The organism is Butyrivibrio sp. XPD2002 (assembly GCF_000423945.1).
In the GTDB taxonomy this organism is placed as follows: domain Bacteria; phylum Bacillota; class Clostridia; order Lachnospirales; family Lachnospiraceae; genus Butyrivibrio.
This window is the reverse complement of the sequence record NZ_AUIY01000017.1, coordinates 129,975-146,576: the sequence shown is the minus strand read 5'-3', so window position 1 is coordinate 146,576 and position 16,602 is coordinate 129,975. Positions and strand designations below refer to the sequence as shown.

Annotated in this window: 18 protein-coding genes and 1 other annotated feature; all 18 genes read left to right on the top strand. The window is 41.9% G+C overall.

Annotated features, from left to right (window positions below; translation table 11 throughout):
• The first annotated feature begins 118 nt into the window (after nucleotides 1–118).
• The 18 genes from G587_RS0110030 to G587_RS22285 all read left to right on the top strand — a co-directional run bounded on the left by G587_RS0110030 (nucleotide 119) and on the right by G587_RS22285 (nucleotide 16,598).
• On the top strand, nucleotides 119–1,381 hold the full coding sequence (locus tag G587_RS0110030) for an L-rhamnose isomerase (RefSeq protein WP_026492122.1): 1,263 nt from the start codon (nucleotides 119–121) through the stop codon (nucleotides 1,379–1,381).
• A 44-nt stretch (nucleotides 1,382–1,425) separates the two neighbouring features.
• Complete coding sequence (gene rhaD / locus G587_RS0110025) at nucleotides 1,426–2,250, top strand: rhamnulose-1-phosphate aldolase (RefSeq protein WP_026492121.1); 825 nt, start codon at nucleotides 1,426–1,428, stop codon at nucleotides 2,248–2,250.
• A 244-nt stretch (nucleotides 2,251–2,494) separates the two neighbouring features.
• Nucleotides 2,495–3,130: a rhomboid family intramembrane serine protease gene (locus G587_RS0110020; protein WP_081679403.1), complete on the top strand. Its 636-nt coding sequence runs from the start codon at nucleotides 2,495–2,497 to the stop codon at nucleotides 3,128–3,130.
• Between the two features lie 418 nt (nucleotides 3,131–3,548).
• On the top strand, nucleotides 3,549–4,019 hold the full coding sequence (locus tag G587_RS0110015; protein ID WP_026492119.1) for a GNAT family N-acetyltransferase: 471 nt from the start codon (nucleotides 3,549–3,551) through the stop codon (nucleotides 4,017–4,019).
• Nucleotides 4,020–4,044: 25 nt separating this feature from the next.
• Nucleotides 4,045–4,818, top strand: coding sequence for a hypothetical protein (locus G587_RS22300; RefSeq protein WP_051200950.1), 774 nt, complete (start codon nucleotides 4,045–4,047; stop codon nucleotides 4,816–4,818).
• 45 nt (nucleotides 4,819–4,863) lie between these two features.
• The gene (locus G587_RS22295; protein WP_242830067.1) at nucleotides 4,864–6,243 is read left to right on the top strand and encodes a glycoside hydrolase family 53 protein; all 1,380 of its coding nucleotides are present in this window, start codon (nucleotides 4,864–4,866) and stop codon (nucleotides 6,241–6,243) included.
• A gap of 28 nt (nucleotides 6,244–6,271) precedes the next feature.
• Nucleotides 6,272–6,742: a metalloprotease family protein gene (locus G587_RS0110000; RefSeq protein WP_026492118.1), complete on the top strand. Its 471-nt coding sequence runs from the start codon at nucleotides 6,272–6,274 to the stop codon at nucleotides 6,740–6,742.
• On the top strand, nucleotides 6,684–6,896 hold the full coding sequence (locus G587_RS25095) for a metalloprotease family protein (protein ID WP_081679402.1): 213 nt from the start codon (nucleotides 6,684–6,686) through the stop codon (nucleotides 6,894–6,896). The genes G587_RS0110000 and G587_RS25095 overlap by 59 nt, the downstream gene beginning before the upstream one ends.
• A 173-nt stretch (nucleotides 6,897–7,069) precedes the next feature.
• A complete protein-coding gene (locus G587_RS0109985) occupies nucleotides 7,070–7,411 on the top strand; it encodes a hypothetical protein (protein WP_026492117.1) in 342 nt (113 codons plus the stop codon).
• Nucleotides 7,412–7,475: 64 nt separating this feature from the next.
• The gene (locus tag G587_RS24420) at nucleotides 7,476–8,063 is read left to right on the top strand and encodes a GNAT family N-acetyltransferase (protein ID WP_051200948.1); all 588 of its coding nucleotides are present in this window, start codon (nucleotides 7,476–7,478) and stop codon (nucleotides 8,061–8,063) included.
• A gap of 226 nt (nucleotides 8,064–8,289) precedes the next feature.
• Nucleotides 8,290–9,465: a MalY/PatB family protein gene (locus G587_RS0109975; protein ID WP_035786308.1), complete on the top strand. Its 1,176-nt coding sequence runs from the start codon at nucleotides 8,290–8,292 to the stop codon at nucleotides 9,463–9,465.
• A 46-nt stretch (nucleotides 9,466–9,511) separates the two neighbouring features.
• Complete coding sequence (locus G587_RS0109970) at nucleotides 9,512–9,736, top strand: hypothetical protein (RefSeq protein WP_026492115.1); 225 nt, start codon at nucleotides 9,512–9,514, stop codon at nucleotides 9,734–9,736.
• 1 nt (nucleotide 9,737) lies between these two features.
• Nucleotides 9,738–9,881 carry a hypothetical protein gene (locus G587_RS25455; protein ID WP_155829486.1) on the top strand — a complete coding sequence of 48 codons (144 nt, stop codon included), beginning with the start codon at nucleotides 9,738–9,740 and terminating at the stop codon, nucleotides 9,879–9,881.
• Nucleotides 9,878–10,861, top strand: a complete 984-nt coding sequence (locus G587_RS0109960) for a PstS family phosphate ABC transporter substrate-binding protein (protein WP_035786306.1) — start codon at nucleotides 9,878–9,880, stop codon at nucleotides 10,859–10,861. The genes G587_RS25455 and G587_RS0109960 overlap by 4 nt, the downstream gene beginning before the upstream one ends.
• A gap of 192 nt (nucleotides 10,862–11,053) precedes the next feature.
• A complete protein-coding gene (locus tag G587_RS0109955) occupies nucleotides 11,054–11,707 on the top strand; it encodes a hypothetical protein (RefSeq protein ID WP_026492113.1) in 654 nt (217 codons plus the stop codon).
• The gene (locus G587_RS0109950) at nucleotides 11,704–12,672 is read left to right on the top strand and encodes a hypothetical protein (protein WP_026492112.1); all 969 of its coding nucleotides are present in this window, start codon (nucleotides 11,704–11,706) and stop codon (nucleotides 12,670–12,672) included. The genes G587_RS0109955 and G587_RS0109950 overlap by 4 nt, the downstream gene beginning before the upstream one ends.
• Before the next feature lie 622 nt (nucleotides 12,673–13,294).
• Nucleotides 13,295–14,314, top strand: a complete 1,020-nt coding sequence (locus G587_RS0109945) for a hypothetical protein (protein ID WP_026492111.1) — start codon at nucleotides 13,295–13,297, stop codon at nucleotides 14,312–14,314.
• Nucleotides 14,315–14,484: 170 nt separating this feature from the next.
• Nucleotides 14,485–14,729 (top strand) — a binding site (T-box leader).
• 132 nt (nucleotides 14,730–14,861) lie between these two features.
• Complete coding sequence (locus G587_RS22285; protein WP_035786303.1) at nucleotides 14,862–16,598, top strand: proline--tRNA ligase; 1,737 nt, start codon at nucleotides 14,862–14,864, stop codon at nucleotides 16,596–16,598.
• The last annotated feature ends 4 nt before the right edge of the window (nucleotides 16,599–16,602 follow it).

Genomic DNA, 16,602 nt, shown 5'->3' with positions numbered 1-16,602 from the left:
TTATACCAAAAGGGAGGTCAATGCTCTTTTTATTTTGAACTCCCGAAAAATAGAGGATTTATAAAGAAAAAAGGAGTGTCGATTAGACACTACCGGAATTTAATGGGAGGAAAAACAAATGAGTTATACAGAAGCAAAAGAAAAATATGCAGCGCTTGGAATTGATACAGAGAAGGCGATTGAGAAGCTTAAGGAGGCTGAGATTTCCCTTCATTGCTGGCAGGGAGATGACGTAAGAGGCTTTGATACAGATCCTGATAAGCCCCTGACAGGTGGAATCCAGACCACCGGTAATTACCCCGGAAGAGCGAGAACTCCCGAGGAGCTCATGGCTGATATTGATGAAGTGTTAAAGCTTATTCCAGGAAAAGCGAAGATGAACCTTCACGCAAGCTACGCCATTTTTGATGATGAAAATGGTGGTTGGGTTGACAGAGATAAGCTGGAGCCAAAGCACTTTAAGAAGTGGGTGGATTTTTGCAAGGAAAGAAAGCTTGGCTGTGATTTTAACCCCACATTTTTCTCGCATCCCAAGTGTGACCCTCTGACATTATCATCACCTGATGAAGAGACCAGAAAGTTCTGGATCGAGCACGGTAAGGCATGCATCAGGATTTCACAGTATCTTGCTAAGGAGCTTGGTGAAACCTGTGTTATGAACATCTGGACAGGTGATGGTTTCAAGGATATTCCTGCTGATCGCAAGGGACCAAGAGACAGATACAAGGATTCCATTGAGCAGATTCTTTCAGAGCCCTTCGATTTTGACAAGGTAAAGCCCTGCGTGGAGTCCAAGGTGTTTGGTATTGGTGTTGAGTCTTACACAGTTGGAAGCGCTGAGTTTGCGCTCTCCTTTGCGGCTACTCATTCTGACAAGTGTATTCCGCTCATGGATAACGGACACTATCATCCGACAGAGGTAGTAAGTGATAAGATACCTGCACTTTTATCATTTTTCCCGAACATCGCGCTTCACATCACAAGACCTGTTCGCTGGGATTCAGACCATGTAGTTTTATTTGATGATGAGACAAAAGAGATTGCTAAAGAGATTGTTCGCTGCGGCGGCCTTGATGGTTCGGTTTTCATGGCACTTGATTACTTCGACGCTTCTATAAACAGAATAGGCGCTTGGGTGACAGGATTTAGAAACACAGAAAAGGCACTTCTTAATGCACTTCTTACACCTCATGATGAGCTTAGAGATTTGCAGGATAAATCGAACTTCACCAGGCTGATGATTCAGCAGGAAGAGCTTAAGACCATGCCCTTTGGTGATGTATGGAATGAGTATTGCAGACGCTGCGGCGCACCCGTCGACGGTGAGTGGTATGGCGAAATTGAGCGATATGAAAATGAAGTTTTGGCAAAGAGAGCTTAAGTGAGTATTAGTTTTAAGATAAATATGTTAGGAGTGATTTTTAAATGAGAGTTTTAGATGCAGAATTTACAAAGGGTTTCATACGAATGGCAAATGATGGCTGGGAGCAGGGCTGGCATGAGAGGAATGGCGGAAACCTTTCCTATAGAATGAAGCCTGAAGAGGTGGCAGAGATCCAGGATGATCTTAAAGCAGGAGACTGGCAGCCTATCGGAACTACAGTACCGGAGCTTGCAGGTGAGTTTTTCATGGTGACAGGCTCAGGTAAATATTTTAGAAATGTGATCATTAACCCTGAGGATAGTCTTTGCGTTATTGAGCTGGATGATGCAGGTGAGAATTACCGTATCATGTGGGGACTTGTTAATGGCGGCAAGCCCACATCTGAGCTCCCTTCACATCTTATGAACCATGAGGTGAAAAAGCGTGTAACAGGTGGGAAGTACAGAGTTATTTACCATGCGCACACCACTAACACTATTGCACTTACTTTCGTGCTTCCGCTTACTGACGAGGCTTTCACAAGAGAGCTTTGGGAAATGGCTACGGAGTGCCCTGTGGTATTCCCTGACGGAATAGGCGTAGTGCCGTGGATGGTTCCCGGTGGGAGAGAGATTGCAGTAGAGACCAGCAGGCTTATGGAAAAATATGATGTCGCTATCTGGGCACATCATGGAATGTTTGCAGCAGGAGAGGATTTTGACCTTACCTTCGGTCTTATGCACACAGTCGAGAAGTCTGCTGAGATTCTTGTAAAGACGCTGTCTATGACCGGAACAAAGAGACAGACCATTACTCCTGATGAGTTCAGACATCTTGCAAAGGATTTTGGAGTGTCACTTCCTGAGAGATTCCTTTTCGAAAAGTAATAGAAATACTATTTAATAGAAAAAAGCTATTTGACAGAAAAAATGCTGTTAAATGGCTTTTTTTCTGATATATTAGAACTATGTTTTTTCAGGAGGAATACGGTATGTTACCTACAGTAGAGCTTTGTTGATGTGACAAGGTGCTACGGCATCATGGAAGGATACTTAAGCGCGCGAAGGAATTGCTTGAAGCTATGTGAGGGGACTAACCTGACCTTATATATTATTGAGGAAGGATAAAAGTTTGGGGACAAGATTGCGGGGAACAAGAATTCTTACAACATTTTTTATTATCATAATGATTGCAGTATTCTTAATTAATTTGCTCATATCATCACAGTGCAATCGCTTTTGGGTCGCTATTTCAGGAGGCGGTAATTTAACGGAATATATGCAATTATCCAGGGAAGATGTTTTTGGGAAAATTCAGTTGTACAGGCTTGCTACTTATGGATTTTTGCAGACATCTATTATTCATCTGCTGGCGAATATAATTGCCCTATGGTATATAGGGGGATTTTTTGAAGAATATGTTGGCAGGCTGAAATATATCATTGTATTTACTCTTGGTCTGATTATTCCAGGAATACTTCTTTTGCTTATATATCCCAATGCTCATATATATGGAGCATCTCCGGCAATATATACCTGCATTGGAATGCTTGTTAACCAGGCACTTAGACATAAGGATTTATCTCGGTTGTTTAAATGCCAGAGTGGATATAGATACATTGTTGGATATTTCTTTTTGGGAAATCTTCCGGGAGTATGCACTTTGGTTTTCCATTTTCTGGGATTTGTTGTCGGTCTGATTCTTGGTTTTTCACCTATTCATTATACTTCTGAGAAATCAGACAGGTTAGAAAAAATACGAGCTTGAGTATCGGTTTCTCCACCGTTTTCTCCACCGCGATGGGTTCAACCATGTAAGGCTATTAAGGGAGTTTAGACGTAATTCAGGTATAATCGTAGTAATGGATTCAACCAGTTTATGATATTTTGAAAGGATAGACGTAAGGTCTTGGTATAAAAGTTGACGTAATTACGTTTGCGGTACGCCGATATACCTTTATACAAGAATTCTGACTGAAAAAAGTAGGCAGAAAATAAGATTAGTATGATTAGAAGTGATGAGCGAGCATGAAAAGTTCAGTCAGTTTTCTGAGGAGATCTAATTCCGGTGTAAAGGAAAGAAAAATAGTAGTCTGTTATCCGTGAAGTGGTACGTCAATATGACCTGACATGGAAGTTCTGGTTGAACTGGCACTTATATAGAGGTATAACAAGGGGGATAAAAAATGAGCATTGAATACAAAAAGCTTACAGAGGCGGAATTAGAGACCTTCATTGATATGAGAATTACTCAATTGACGGAAGAGTATGTAGTGTCAGGGAGAGAAGTACCTAAGGACGTTGACTTAAAAACTGCGTTGTTCGACTTTTATCACAGGCATATGGCTGATGGGACATTTGTTTCATGGCTTGCTATGGACGGGGATAAGATAATTGGAACAAGTGGAATGTCATTTGTTGAAAAGCCGCCGTACTTTACATGTCCGACTGGAAAGCTTGGATTGCTCTCCAGTATGTATACAAATCCTGATTATAGGAGAAAAGGAATTGCAAAGGAATTGCTTAGTCGAGTTGTAGAGGAAGCAAGATCATACGGATGCGGCGCAGTTCACATCACTGCTTCAGATATGGGTGTGAAGTTATACACGGCGTTTGGATTTAAGCATAACGGTAATTTTATGATGTACAATTTATAAGACAGTTGAAGAGAGGTATTTTTACTTGAATTATTTTGTTGAGGGTTTACAGGGTAGCGGAAAGAGCACTCTTGTAAAAAGATTGTCAGAGAAGAATCCGGATTATAAGGCTATATGCGAAGGCGAATATTCTCCGGTTGAGCTGGCGTGGTGTGCTTATGTCAATAAAGAGACATATGAAGAGATTCTGAAAAAGTACAATGATATCAGTGATGAGATTAAGGAGAAAAGCTTTGCGGAAGATGATCATATGATTATCTGCTACACGAAGATTCTTACTGACATTGTGGGATTCCATAAGGATCTTGAGCAGTATGAAGTCTATAACGGCAGGCAGGAGTTTGAAGCTTTTAAGGATATTGTTTTTCGCAGATTTAGAAATTGGGATGGTGATAAGTATATATTTGAGTGCTCCATTTTCCAAAACATTGTTGAGGATATGATCCTTTATCGTAATATGTCAGATCAGGAGATAATAGATTTTTACAAAGAACTGGCAGACATTACCAAAGATAAGAATTTTCGAATACTATATCTAAAGACAGAAAATATTGCCGAGAGCATCGGAGTCATAAGGAAAGAGCGTTCTGACGAACACGGAAATGAAATGTGGTTTCCGCTTATGACTCAATATTTTGATGAATCACCTTATGCCAAAAGTAATGGGGTGAGCGGTGTGGAGGAATTATTCAAGCATTTCGCCCACAGACAGGAGCTGGAGCTTCGCATTTGCAGAGAGATTTTTGGGGATAAGGTAACAGTGTTGGAATCAAAGGGGTATTCGGATGATGAGTTCTGATTTTATTAAGCACTATGAGCAAGATTCCAACGGTTGGGAGAAGTAATGAAAAAGAGTAAATTGCCATTTCTTATTAGTATGGCATTAGCATCGATATTCTGTTTTTCAGGATGTTCGCAGAAAGTGGAAACACCTGCTGCTCCTGAAGAAAATCTGCAGCAAAATGTTTCTGATAAAACAATAGAGGATAGTGCTTCAATTGCCCAATCAGAGAACGCTGAAGCGGAGCCAGAAGAACCACAGACTGAAGCCCCCCAGGAGGAAGTTGAAACCTGGAAAACACCTATAGAAGGACTCTCAGATGACTTTATCTTTGGCATGGATGCATCATCACTGCTGGTTGAAGAAAATAGCGGAGTGAAGTTCTATAACGAAGATGGCGCAGAGCAGGATGCCTTGAAAACCTTTGCAGATTCAGGAATCAATTATGTAAGACTCCGAGTATGGAATGACCCTTACGATGAGAATGGTAATGGCTATGGCGGCGGTAATAATGATCTTGCTACTGCAATAACACTTGGTAAGAGGGCTACTGACTACGGCATGAAGGTCTGCATAGATTTTCATTATTCTGATTTCTGGGCGGATCCAAAACGCCAGCATGTGCCAAAAGCGTGGGAAGGAATGAGCATAGAAGAAAAAAGCTCAGCATTATATGATTTCACAAAGGAAAGTCTGATTCAGCTCCTGGATTCTGGAGTTGATGTAGGCATGATACAGATTGGTAATGAAATCAATTATGGAATGTCCGGCGAGACCAAGCCTGAAAACATCATTACACTTTTAAAGGCCGGGAGTAAAGCAATACGTGAGGTCTCTGCAGATTATGGAAAAGATATTTCCATAGTAGTTCACTATACAAGAATAACCGACAAAGCGGATGTGCTTAACCTTGTATCAAAGCTTGTAGAAAATGAGCTCGATTTTGATATGGTTGGAATGTCATACTATCCATTCTGGGATGGCAGTATGGATAATATGAGCCGTGTCCTGGAACTTATACAGGAGCGCTATGGCAAGAAGGTATTCCTTGCTGAAACGTCATATGCCTATACAACTAAGGACGGAGATGGCTCCGGAAATAGTTTCAATTCCGGAGATAAAGTGGATGGATATGAGATATCAGTAGAGGGACAGGCGACGATCCTTCATGATATCTGTGAGCATGTAAATGATGTTGGCGGGCTTGGTATCTTCTACTGGGAAGGAGCATGGATTCCGGTTGGACCTGCCGGCGCAGACAATTCCAGTATTTGGGAGAAGTATGGCAGTGGATGGGCCAGCAGCTATGCCTCAGACTACGACCCTGAGGACGCCGCTCTTTATTATGGCGGATGCTCCTGGGATAATCAGGCATTCTTTGATTTTGACGGCCACCCGTTGGAATCTATCAACGTATTTAAGTACATGAAAGAGGGGAAATAATATTTAAAGGTAACAAAAAGGAGGACGTATGAAAAACGAGGAAAGAATTCTCTCTGAAAAGGAAAAGAAGAGACTGGAAAGATTTGAGAAAATCTGTGAGGAGATGAAGCAGCAGGAGTATTCTCAGAAGAACCTGACAATAGACATAAATAAGGCGACCATTCTATCAGTGGGTTTGATGCTGATATTATTTAGCGTGGGAAGTGTGATTTTCTATGCAGTTAACCGTAAGTTTGATTTCTTTAACTTTCAGGTTCTTCCATTTTTTGTCAGCTTTGTGATTTTCATATTCATCCATGAGATGATTCACGGAGCCTGCTGGGTTATTTTTGCACCGGGCAGCTTTAAGGACATAGAGTTTGGAATAATGAAGCCCTCTTTTTCTCCTTATTGTACATGTCTTGTTCCTGTGAAAAAAATGGCAGTATCTGGTTGGGGTTATGATGCCGGGACTTGTACTTGGAGTGATACCGTTCATTGTTTCTATTCTTATGGCTAATCAGGTCGTTATGTTCATGTCATGTGCTATGATCGCGGTAGCAGCAGGTGATATGATGATCTTCAGAAATATTGCCAGATACAAAAGTAGCGCAAAAGATATTGTATATATTGATCATCCGACTGATGCAGGCGGAGTGATATTTGAAAGATAAGAGAGGACATTGTTCCTTTTGGGAGGTTGTTGATGATGGATAAAAAGACTCTTCGGGAAAATGTCCAGTGGCTCTTTTTTGATGTGGGCTCAACACTGGTAAGCGAAGAAAAGCCGTTTTACGTAGGCTTCATGAGATAGCAGATGCGGTAAATGATCAGGAGTTAATTAGTAATGAAAAAGAAAATTGCGGGTTTTATATATCTTGTTGGAGTTTTTGTTGTTTTCTATCTGCTTACAAAGGCAATTGTTGGCGGGAACACTGTGAAGTTCCCGGATTCCATGATTCCTTTTACGGAATTTGAAAGGTATTCAGTTTTTCTTGGACTGGTATGCATTCCTATGATTGTCAGCTGCTTTTTATTTATCAAGGCATATGCCATTAAGACAATAAAGACAAGATTACTTGTCTTTGTTCCCGGCATTATCACAGCAATTCCCTTTGTTTATGGAGTAGGGCTGATTATAGTTATGCTTGTACTTGGAGTGAAGGACGCAGCGGGCTTTAGTGCCTGATGTAGCTGCTGTTTTTGTATAATCTATATATCGATGAAACTAAGTTTAGGAGGATTCCAAAGCAATGAAACTTTTTAAACTTGATGCTGCGCAGCTTAAGCGTATCTATAATGAACGACTCATTTTTGATTTTCCGGAAAACGAACAGAAGCCTCTTGATATAATTGAGGAAGCAATAGCTAAAGACATATATGAGTGCCTGGGGCTTATGGACGAGGATAACATAATAGGTTATGCTTTTCTCGCGAAAAAGAATAAGAATTATCTCCTGGATTTTCTGGCAGTTTATCCGGAGAAGAGGAATTCAGGAGTTGGCGGAAAAATACTTCAGTTATTGGCGGAATACCTTGAGGATGCCGATAATGTCGTCCTGGAAATTGAGGATCCTGACCTGACAGATGACAGTGAAGAAAAGAAGCTTCAGACGAGAAGAAAGGGGTTTTATCTGCGTAATGGCTGCCGGGATACAGGGCTGAGAATAGCGTGCTTTGGTGTTCCATTTCAGCTACTGTTTCTTGGGAAAAACAAAACAGACAACCTGGATGAAATAAAGGAAACGTACCTCGGGTTTTACAAAATGATATTCTCACAGGAAATGCTTGAAAATAATATCAGCGATTTTTCGCATGTAGACACTAAAAGCCTCACATGATTGAGGCTTTTTTTTATGATATAGTGAAAAAAGAAAAAAGGAGTCAGGAAATGAAAAGCTCATCATATAAGCAATAAAACGAAAGGCATCATTTTCATTCTTCTGGCAGCCTTCGGTTTTTCTCTTATGACATTTCAGGTGGAGATATAATTTGAGGAATGAATAGGAGGGGGATATGCTATAATTAATGGTGTTATCGTTAAGGATTTTTGCGAGGTGCGTGAATATGTACGATTTTGTAACCTGTCCTGACAGACGAAATGCCAGCGCTTACAAGTATATAAATATGATTAAGAAAAATCCCGATGTTCCGGAGGGAATAATTCCGTTGTCTGTTGCAGACATGGAGTTTAAGAATGCACCGGAGATCGTGGATGGACTTAAGGATTATATCGGAAAAACCGTCCTTGGATATACTGCTCCAACGGATGGTTTTCTTAATGCTGTCGTAGATTGGCAAAAGAGGCGCCACAACTATGCTATAGAGAAGGAATGGATTTCGTTATCCGATGGCGTAGTGCCTGCGCTCTGCGATCTTATAAGAGCTACCACTAAGGAGGGTGAGGGAGTGATCATACTTACTCCTGTCTATTATCCCTTCAAAAAATCCATCGAGATGAATGGCAGAAAAGTTATGGATGTGGGTCTTGTCACAGATGGCAAGAGATACTCTATAGACTTTAATGCTTTAGAAAAAGCTGCTTCTGATAAGAATACAAAGCTCATTCTTTTCTGCAATCCGCACAATCCTGTGGGACGTGTCTGGACAAAAGAGGAGCTTCTTAAGGTATACGAAATCTGCGTAGCAAATGATGTCTTTATCGTTGATGACGAGATTCACAACGACCTTATAATGCCCGGATACGAGCATACCGTTATGGCTAAGATTTCGCCAGATGCAGGAAAGCACATGGCTGTATGCGTTGCTCCAAGCAAGACCTTTAACCTTGCTGCCATGCAGACATCAATGGTGATAATAGAGGATCCCGAGGTCAGGAAAGCCTTCGATAAAGAAAGATATAAGGGCTACAGAGATGCGCCGAATCCTCTTGGAATGGAGGCCTGCAGGCTTGCCTATACTCACTGTGAAAAATGGCTTGATGAATGTATCGAAGTGATCCATGGTAACGCTGTATTTTTAGAGGAGTTCATGAAGAAACACTTCCCCGAAGTCGTGGTGTATCCAATGGAAGGAACATACCTTATGTGGTGCGATTTTAATGCATGGGGCATGGCACATAAGGAGCTGGAGAAATTCATGACCGGTGAAGCGCTGCTCTTCTTGGATGAAGGCTACTGGTTTGGCACAGGCGGAGCGGGATTTGAGAGATTCAATTTGGCATGTCCGCATTATATAATAGAAGAAGCTTTGAACAGACTGCTTAAAGCAAGGCACTGTTGATAAGCTAAAAGAGGGAATAAAAAGTTTTGTTTGGAGGGAATTGTTTATGCTTATTTTGTTGATCGCTGTGGTGATAGTTCTGTTCTTTGTAATTTCCTTAGTGCTGTGCATCCTTGATGACAAAGCAGCTAAAAAGGAAAACAGAAAACGTAATGAAGGCCTTGTGGTGCTTACTGCAATTTCAGGCGTGATGTTTGGATTTGTTATTGCAGGTGCCATTGTGGTAGGAATTCTTGCATTGCTCATTGATGCATTTATGAGGAGCATGTGATATGAGTGATAAGAAGTTTTTCGGGATTCTGATCGTAGAGATCGTGGCAGGTATTGCTATAACTGCAGCTCACGCCGCCTATATTTATTATGCATATACCAACTCCTCTATTATTTACTTTATTTCTAAGGAGCTCTGGTTATGAAAAAGCGGCTGATCATTCTTTTTTGCGCAGTACTATTTCTTGCATTAAATATTTTTTTATATGTAACAATAACAAGGCGCCTTGGCAATAACTACAGCGGAGCAACCCAGCTGAAAATGGTAGATGTTGCGAAATTCCTGCCCTTTGAGGAGGACTCGTTACTTGCAAGAACAGGTTCATCCATGCATTTTTCGGAAGGAGATGACCTGCCTGTACTTGACGGCGCAGCGGCCTTGGTTCCGGTATATGCTTCTGTTATCGACAGCATTTACCCCGAGGGGTGTGTTACCTATGAGGGCGGAAGCTTTTCGGATGATAATAAATATGGTGAGAACTTCGCCGACGACAGCGCGATGAAGTACCAGAACACCATTCGCGGCTTCGATGCCATGGTGGACGGATCTGTTGATCTTTTCTTTACAGCCCATCCGTCTGAAGACCAATTGAACTCCGCTAAGGAGAAGGGCGTAGAGCTTGAAATTGTTCCCGTGGGTCTTGAGGGCTTCGTCTTTTTTGTAAATAAAAATAACCCCGTGGATGGTCTTGCTGCCGATCAGATTCGCAAGATTTACAGAGGCGAGATAACAAACTGGGAGGATATCGGCGGAGCGCCGAGAGCCATCAATCCTCTGACAAGGATCAAGGGCTCGGGAAGTCAGACCATGATGGACAAATTCATGGATAATGATATACATCCATACAGAAATGTGTTTTCGATTTTCGGAGCTTCTATAGGCTATTCCTTCCGCTATTATTTGTCAGGAATGGTAGCTAATGACAACGTGAAGATGCTTTCCATAGACGGCGTCTATCCTGATGCTGAAAACATCAAAAACGGAAGCTATCCCTTAACTGCCAGTTTCTATGTGGTATACAGAAAAGACAACACTAATGAAAATGTCAAAAAGCTCGTAGACTGGCTGCTTACAGATGAAGGACAGCAAATGATCGAAGCCTGCGGGTATGTACCGATTAACTAAATATAAAGAAAATTGACTTCCCTGATGTTGGACATCTGTTGGACAACGAATAATATAATAACAATAAATTTACAAACTTATTATATTTTGTGTATTTACTCTTGTGAGGGGGAGGACTACCATGAATATGAAACATATCGGAATATCTCTTTTTGTTTGCGCAATTATGCTGATATTTGCAGGTTGAATTTGATGAGTGATTCAGAGAAAAATTCGATTTTTTTAAATGAGTATCTGATGCACGCTGAGTGCATTTTTGCAGTCGGTACCAGTTTGGTTACAATAGCGCTTATTTATTCTCAGGGTGACGGCTTTGCCATATTTCAGGTATTGGTAAAGCTTTTCACTGTTATTACTATGTTTTTTGCTTATAAAAAATATAGCTGGGACGTAGCGAAGGGAATTATGGGCGGTGTACTCTTTTGCCTGATGTATCAGGAAGCGCATCTTGTGCTTGAGCACTTGTGGGGACAGGAGGACTTCGACGCTTACCTTGTTGTGGGCGTTCAGGGAAGTATCTATCTGGCAGCAGCCGGAATGTCCTTTCTTATGACTATCATAATCACCATCAATCACTTCATTATCAATTACGCAAAGCACGGTAATCCCGGCAACGTTATCTTAAACAGGATTGCCATTATTTATAAGTTTGTTGTTTACATCATTTTGCTGATAACAAACAGCCTGCTTGATTTTAGCAAGACCATCGAGTGGGAAACGGGATTGCAGTATCTTACGGATATCGCAATCCTTCTTCTGATTGTGAGCATAGAATCGCAGCTTGATTCCTTCAAGGTTCTCAGGCAGGAGCTTCTTAAACAAAAAAGGGAACGTAAGAATAAATGAGTATCAAAAAACGTTTATTGGGTATGTGGCTTATGTCCATGACCCTTCTTTCATTTGGAGCATATACAACCTTCTTTGTAGCACAGATGTCGGCACCCTACATTGTCTATCTGGCGCTTCCATTCCTGCTTAGCTTTGCTCTGATAATCTATTTGTGGGGAACGGAGAAGATAAAATGGAAGCCGATTAAGCTCCTTTATTACCTGTGCTATGCTGCTTCTTTTTTCGTTCTTCCTGCGTTTATTTTTATTTTCATGGGACTTATATCCCAGTACCATGTGAATATTCCGGAGAGCATAGATGCAACTAACATGCCTGTAGAGGATATACTGCCGGGCGATGAAACCACCATATATAAAACAGAAAAAGTATATGTGTTTTTCCCTGAGTATTCTGTTGTTGATCTTGAATGTGGAACGAGACCTTCCAAATCGGATGAGTCCATAACCTGGTGCTGCGGCGCAGCATTCCAGCATGCAGTTCAGATAACCTTTAAGGATGATAACATCGAAGGCGATCACGCTTCCCATGGTGTATTTTATGACAGCCCCTATGACAGGGATGCAGATGCAGCATTTACCTTTGCTAATGGAAAGTTCAGATTTGAGTTTGATGAAAAGACCAAGGCCGTTCAGACAGCAGCCAAGGCCGGAGGATCAGGCTTCATGCAGCTTGGAATGATAGATGACACTGAAGCTGTTATGGACTTCGACAGACCGAGAGCCAGATGCTACAGAACCCTCGCAGAGTTAAACGGGAATCTGTGCATAATAGATTCAGTTAAGATGATGCACTTTGATGAATTCATGGATGAGCTTGACAGGCTCGGAGTCACCAACGCTGTTTACATGGACATGGGCGCCGGCTGGAATTATTCCTGGTACAGGAAGGTCGACGGAAAGGTAAGGACGCTGTTTGGACTTCCTGTTCCCTGGTCACATAACTGGATTGTGTTTAGGAAGTAAGATCTTGTTTGGAAGAGCTTTTTGAATGTATATTGTTAGATAATCCTGTTGAAACCTGGCCCCCCGCTACTTATTTATGGTAGCGGGTGTGTTTTTTATGGAGATTTGTTTTTTATGGAGATTTGTTTTTTTATGGAGATTTGTTTTTCTTGGTACGACAGTGCTTCTAATATTACTCTAACTGGTTGCACAAGAATTTTTTTCAATTTTTGAGTTGAGTCAGTACCGCTCGAATTACTCAAATTGGTTGCACGAAAATTTGTTTTTTAATTTCCGGTTACGCCGATGCAGTCGATTATTACAATACAGGTTGCACGATTTTTCTCTGCGGGGATAACTTTTCGGAAGCCGTTACGTCTGGACGCGAACAAATTTGATTGTAGACTGAACAAAGAATTTTTGCTGTTACGCCAGCTAATTGCATTTAACAATTTCAGGTTGAAAGAAAAAATGTAAAAGTGATTTTGCGTCAGTCAGAATTGAGAAATATGATAATTCCGGATGAACCAGCCCTATGCTTAGAACAATATTTTTTACCTTTGTTGGACATGTGTTGGACAGGGGTAATTATTATGGTACTTGTAAATGACACATCAAAATATTTTTTTATGAGGGGGAAGATATGAGAGATAGAGTTTATGGAAAAGTTATTGCAGCAGCAATGATAACAGCAATGTCTGGAATGCTCATGGCAGGATGCGGAAGCCAGGGAGCAGCTCCGGAGAGCGCAGTTACAGAAGAGGCTGTAGAAACAACTGAGGAAGCTACAACAGAGAACATCGATGATACGGAAGCAGCAACCACAGCAACACCTGACAAGGTTGACGAGAGTACTGAAGGGGAGTCAGAGGAAATCGCAGCAGGCACATACTTCAAAAAGGGAGTATATGCCAACTACACAAAGGAAACTGAGAGCGAAGATAAAACATACTTCTACGTATTCTCAGAGGACTGGTATGGATACACAGAAGACGGAACAACAGGAATTGGACTTCCGTTTGATGTAACTGAGGAAGGCGACACAGTAAGGTTTACGTTTGGAGGAAAAGAAGAAGCAGAAAGCGTATTAAAAATCGCATCATCAGAGGATGGCAAGGTAACAGGCGCATTTGAAGATGGTATTGAGCAGATATGGGAGCTTCTTCCTGATGTAGATCCTAAAAGCTTTAGCGCTGAGAACTATGTGAATGGACCTGAGAACAGTGTTTACCATGATGGACTTGGCTGGAACATCAAATATGATGCAAACAAGTTTACAGTAACACCTCAGAATGGTCAGGTTTTCATCGTATATCAGGGTGAAGGCGCAGGAACCAACTGCATCACAGTTACATACACTGTAGAGAATGGTGGAGAAGGCGCTATCAAGGCACTTGGGGAGTCCTGGGGTAGCGACAAGACCACATACTCAGAGGGAATTTTCCCCGGAACAGAGGATGTAAAAGGCTATTGGGCAACATTACCGCCTGCAGAAGAAGGCTCAGGATTATATGAGACTGCAGTAGGAAGAGATTTCCTTGAAGGCGCACTCATATTTGAACTTACAGGACACAACAGTGGTGATGAAGAGAAGGATATGGAAGTCTCTGATGAGATGGCAGCTATTATCGATTCTCTGACATTTACTGATTACGAGCAGTGAGATCTCTTGAGGGGGAGATTATGAACAATAGATTAAAAGTAACAACTTTTATATTCATCGCTGCGATCACACTTGGAGCGTGCTGCATTTGCAGCGCCTCCTGCTGTGGCTTTGTTTCGATTTATCCATGAGAAGGCTTGATTTTTTTTCAATATAGATTAAAATAACATACAAATGCTAAGAACAGAAATAGTAGATGTCTTGAGACCTTCAGAGAGGAGCCGGCTGGTGGAAGGCTTTGGTTTTCGGATATTGAACCCGTCTGGGAGCAGCAGAAGGGAAAACTGATTTATTCAGAAACTTCTGACGGAGGTCACCGTAATCATAGGCATGTGAGTGTCAGCTCACAGTGAGGTGCAGGTATTTAGCCTGAATTTAGGTGGTAACGCGGATAAAACTATTATTCGTCCTAAGTATACAAATAGAGTATGCTTAGGACGTTTTTTGCGTGAAAAGCGAAGCATTTTCGAGTTTGTGTCTGCTTTTCACGTATTTGAAAATCCTTAGCATACACAACCTCATTATTGTTGTGAAAGGAGTTATTATCATGAAACTTAGCAAATTAGTCGGAGTAAGGTTTAAGGAAAAGCCTGCATACTGCGTAATCGACAGCCACACCTTCAGTCTTCGTGGCGGTTATATAAAGCGTGTATCAAACGGTATTTTTTCACTCTACACTCCCATGAAGAGAGTTACTCAGAACATCGAGAAGATCCTCAGAGAGGAAATGGATGCTGTTGACTGCCAGGAGGTTATGTTCCCTGTAGTTCTTCCCGGATCACTTTGGGAGGAGTCAGGACGTTACGAGAGCGTAGGAGAGGAGCTTTTAAGATTCAAGGATAGAAATGACACTCCCATGGTACTTGGTATGACCCATGAGGAGGCTGCCGTTCATCTTGCAAGAGAGTACGGAAGCACCTATGCAAACTATCCCTTCGCTTTTTATCAGATCCAGACCAAGTATCGTGATGAAGCTCGTCCCAGAGCTGGTCTTATAAGAGTTCGTGAGTTCACAATGAAGGATGCTTATTCCTTCCATACCTCTCAGGAGGACCTCGAGAACTACTATGACAAGATGGCAAGAGCCTATGACAGAATTTTTGAGAGAGCAGGAATTCCTGATGTAATCTCAGTTAAGTCCGATTCAGGAATGATCGGTGGAAGCGTATCTCATGAGTACATGCTTCTTACAGACGCAGGAGAGGATTCAATAGTTCTCTGCGATGACTGTGGCTACAGCGCAAACATGGAGGCAGCAGACACAACAGTTGATAACTCCGGATGCACACCTGCAGGCGAGCTTAAGAAGGTTCATACTCCCGGCTGCAAGACCATCGAAGAGGTATGTGATTTCCTTCACAGCAAGGTTGAGGAGTCATGTAAAGCAGTTGTTTACCAGATAAATGCTACAGACGAATTCGTTGTTGTATTTATCCGCGGAGACTATGAGGTCAACGAGACCAAGCTTGTTAACTATCTCCATGAGGACGTTCATCCCGGTGAGATCACTGAGGAGAGCGGACTTGTTGCAGGCTACTGCGGACCTTACGAGCAGAATGCTAAGTGCAGAATCATTTATGATAAGTCACTTGAGGGTATTGAAAATCTGTGCTGCGGCGGTAACGAGACAGATTACCACTACACAGGTCTCAACATTAAGAGAGATATCGGCGACGTAGAGTATGTTGATGTCAGCAAAATCCGTGACGGTGACATCTGCCCCTGTTGCGGTAAGAAGACTATCAGAATCAGCCGTGGTATTGAGGTTGGTAATATTTTCCAGCTTGGTACAAAGTATTCAAAGAGCATGGGAATGACCTATACTGATGAGGACGGAACTTCAAAGACACCTATCATGGGTTGCTATGGTATCGGTGTAGGACGTCTTGCTGCAAGTATCATGGAAGCAAAGCACGACGACAAGGGACCTATCTGGCCCATCACCGTTGCTCCCTGGAAGGTTCATGTTTGCTGCATGAGAAGAGACGACGATGCATGCAGAGAGGCAGCAGATAAGATTTACGAAGAGCTTACAAACATGGGCATTGATGTTCTCTATGATGACAGAGATGTTCGCGCAGGTGTTATGTTCGCTGACGCAGATCTTCTCGGGGTTCCCGTACGTGTTATTGTCGGCCCCAAGGCTCTTGCAAACGGAGAGATCGAGCTTTGCACAAGAGATAAGAGTGTTCAGCTTAGCGTTAAAAAGGACGATATAATCGCTGAGACCAAAAAGCTCATGGATACACTTTATGAAGAGATCAATTCCAAGGTGAAGAAATGAAAGA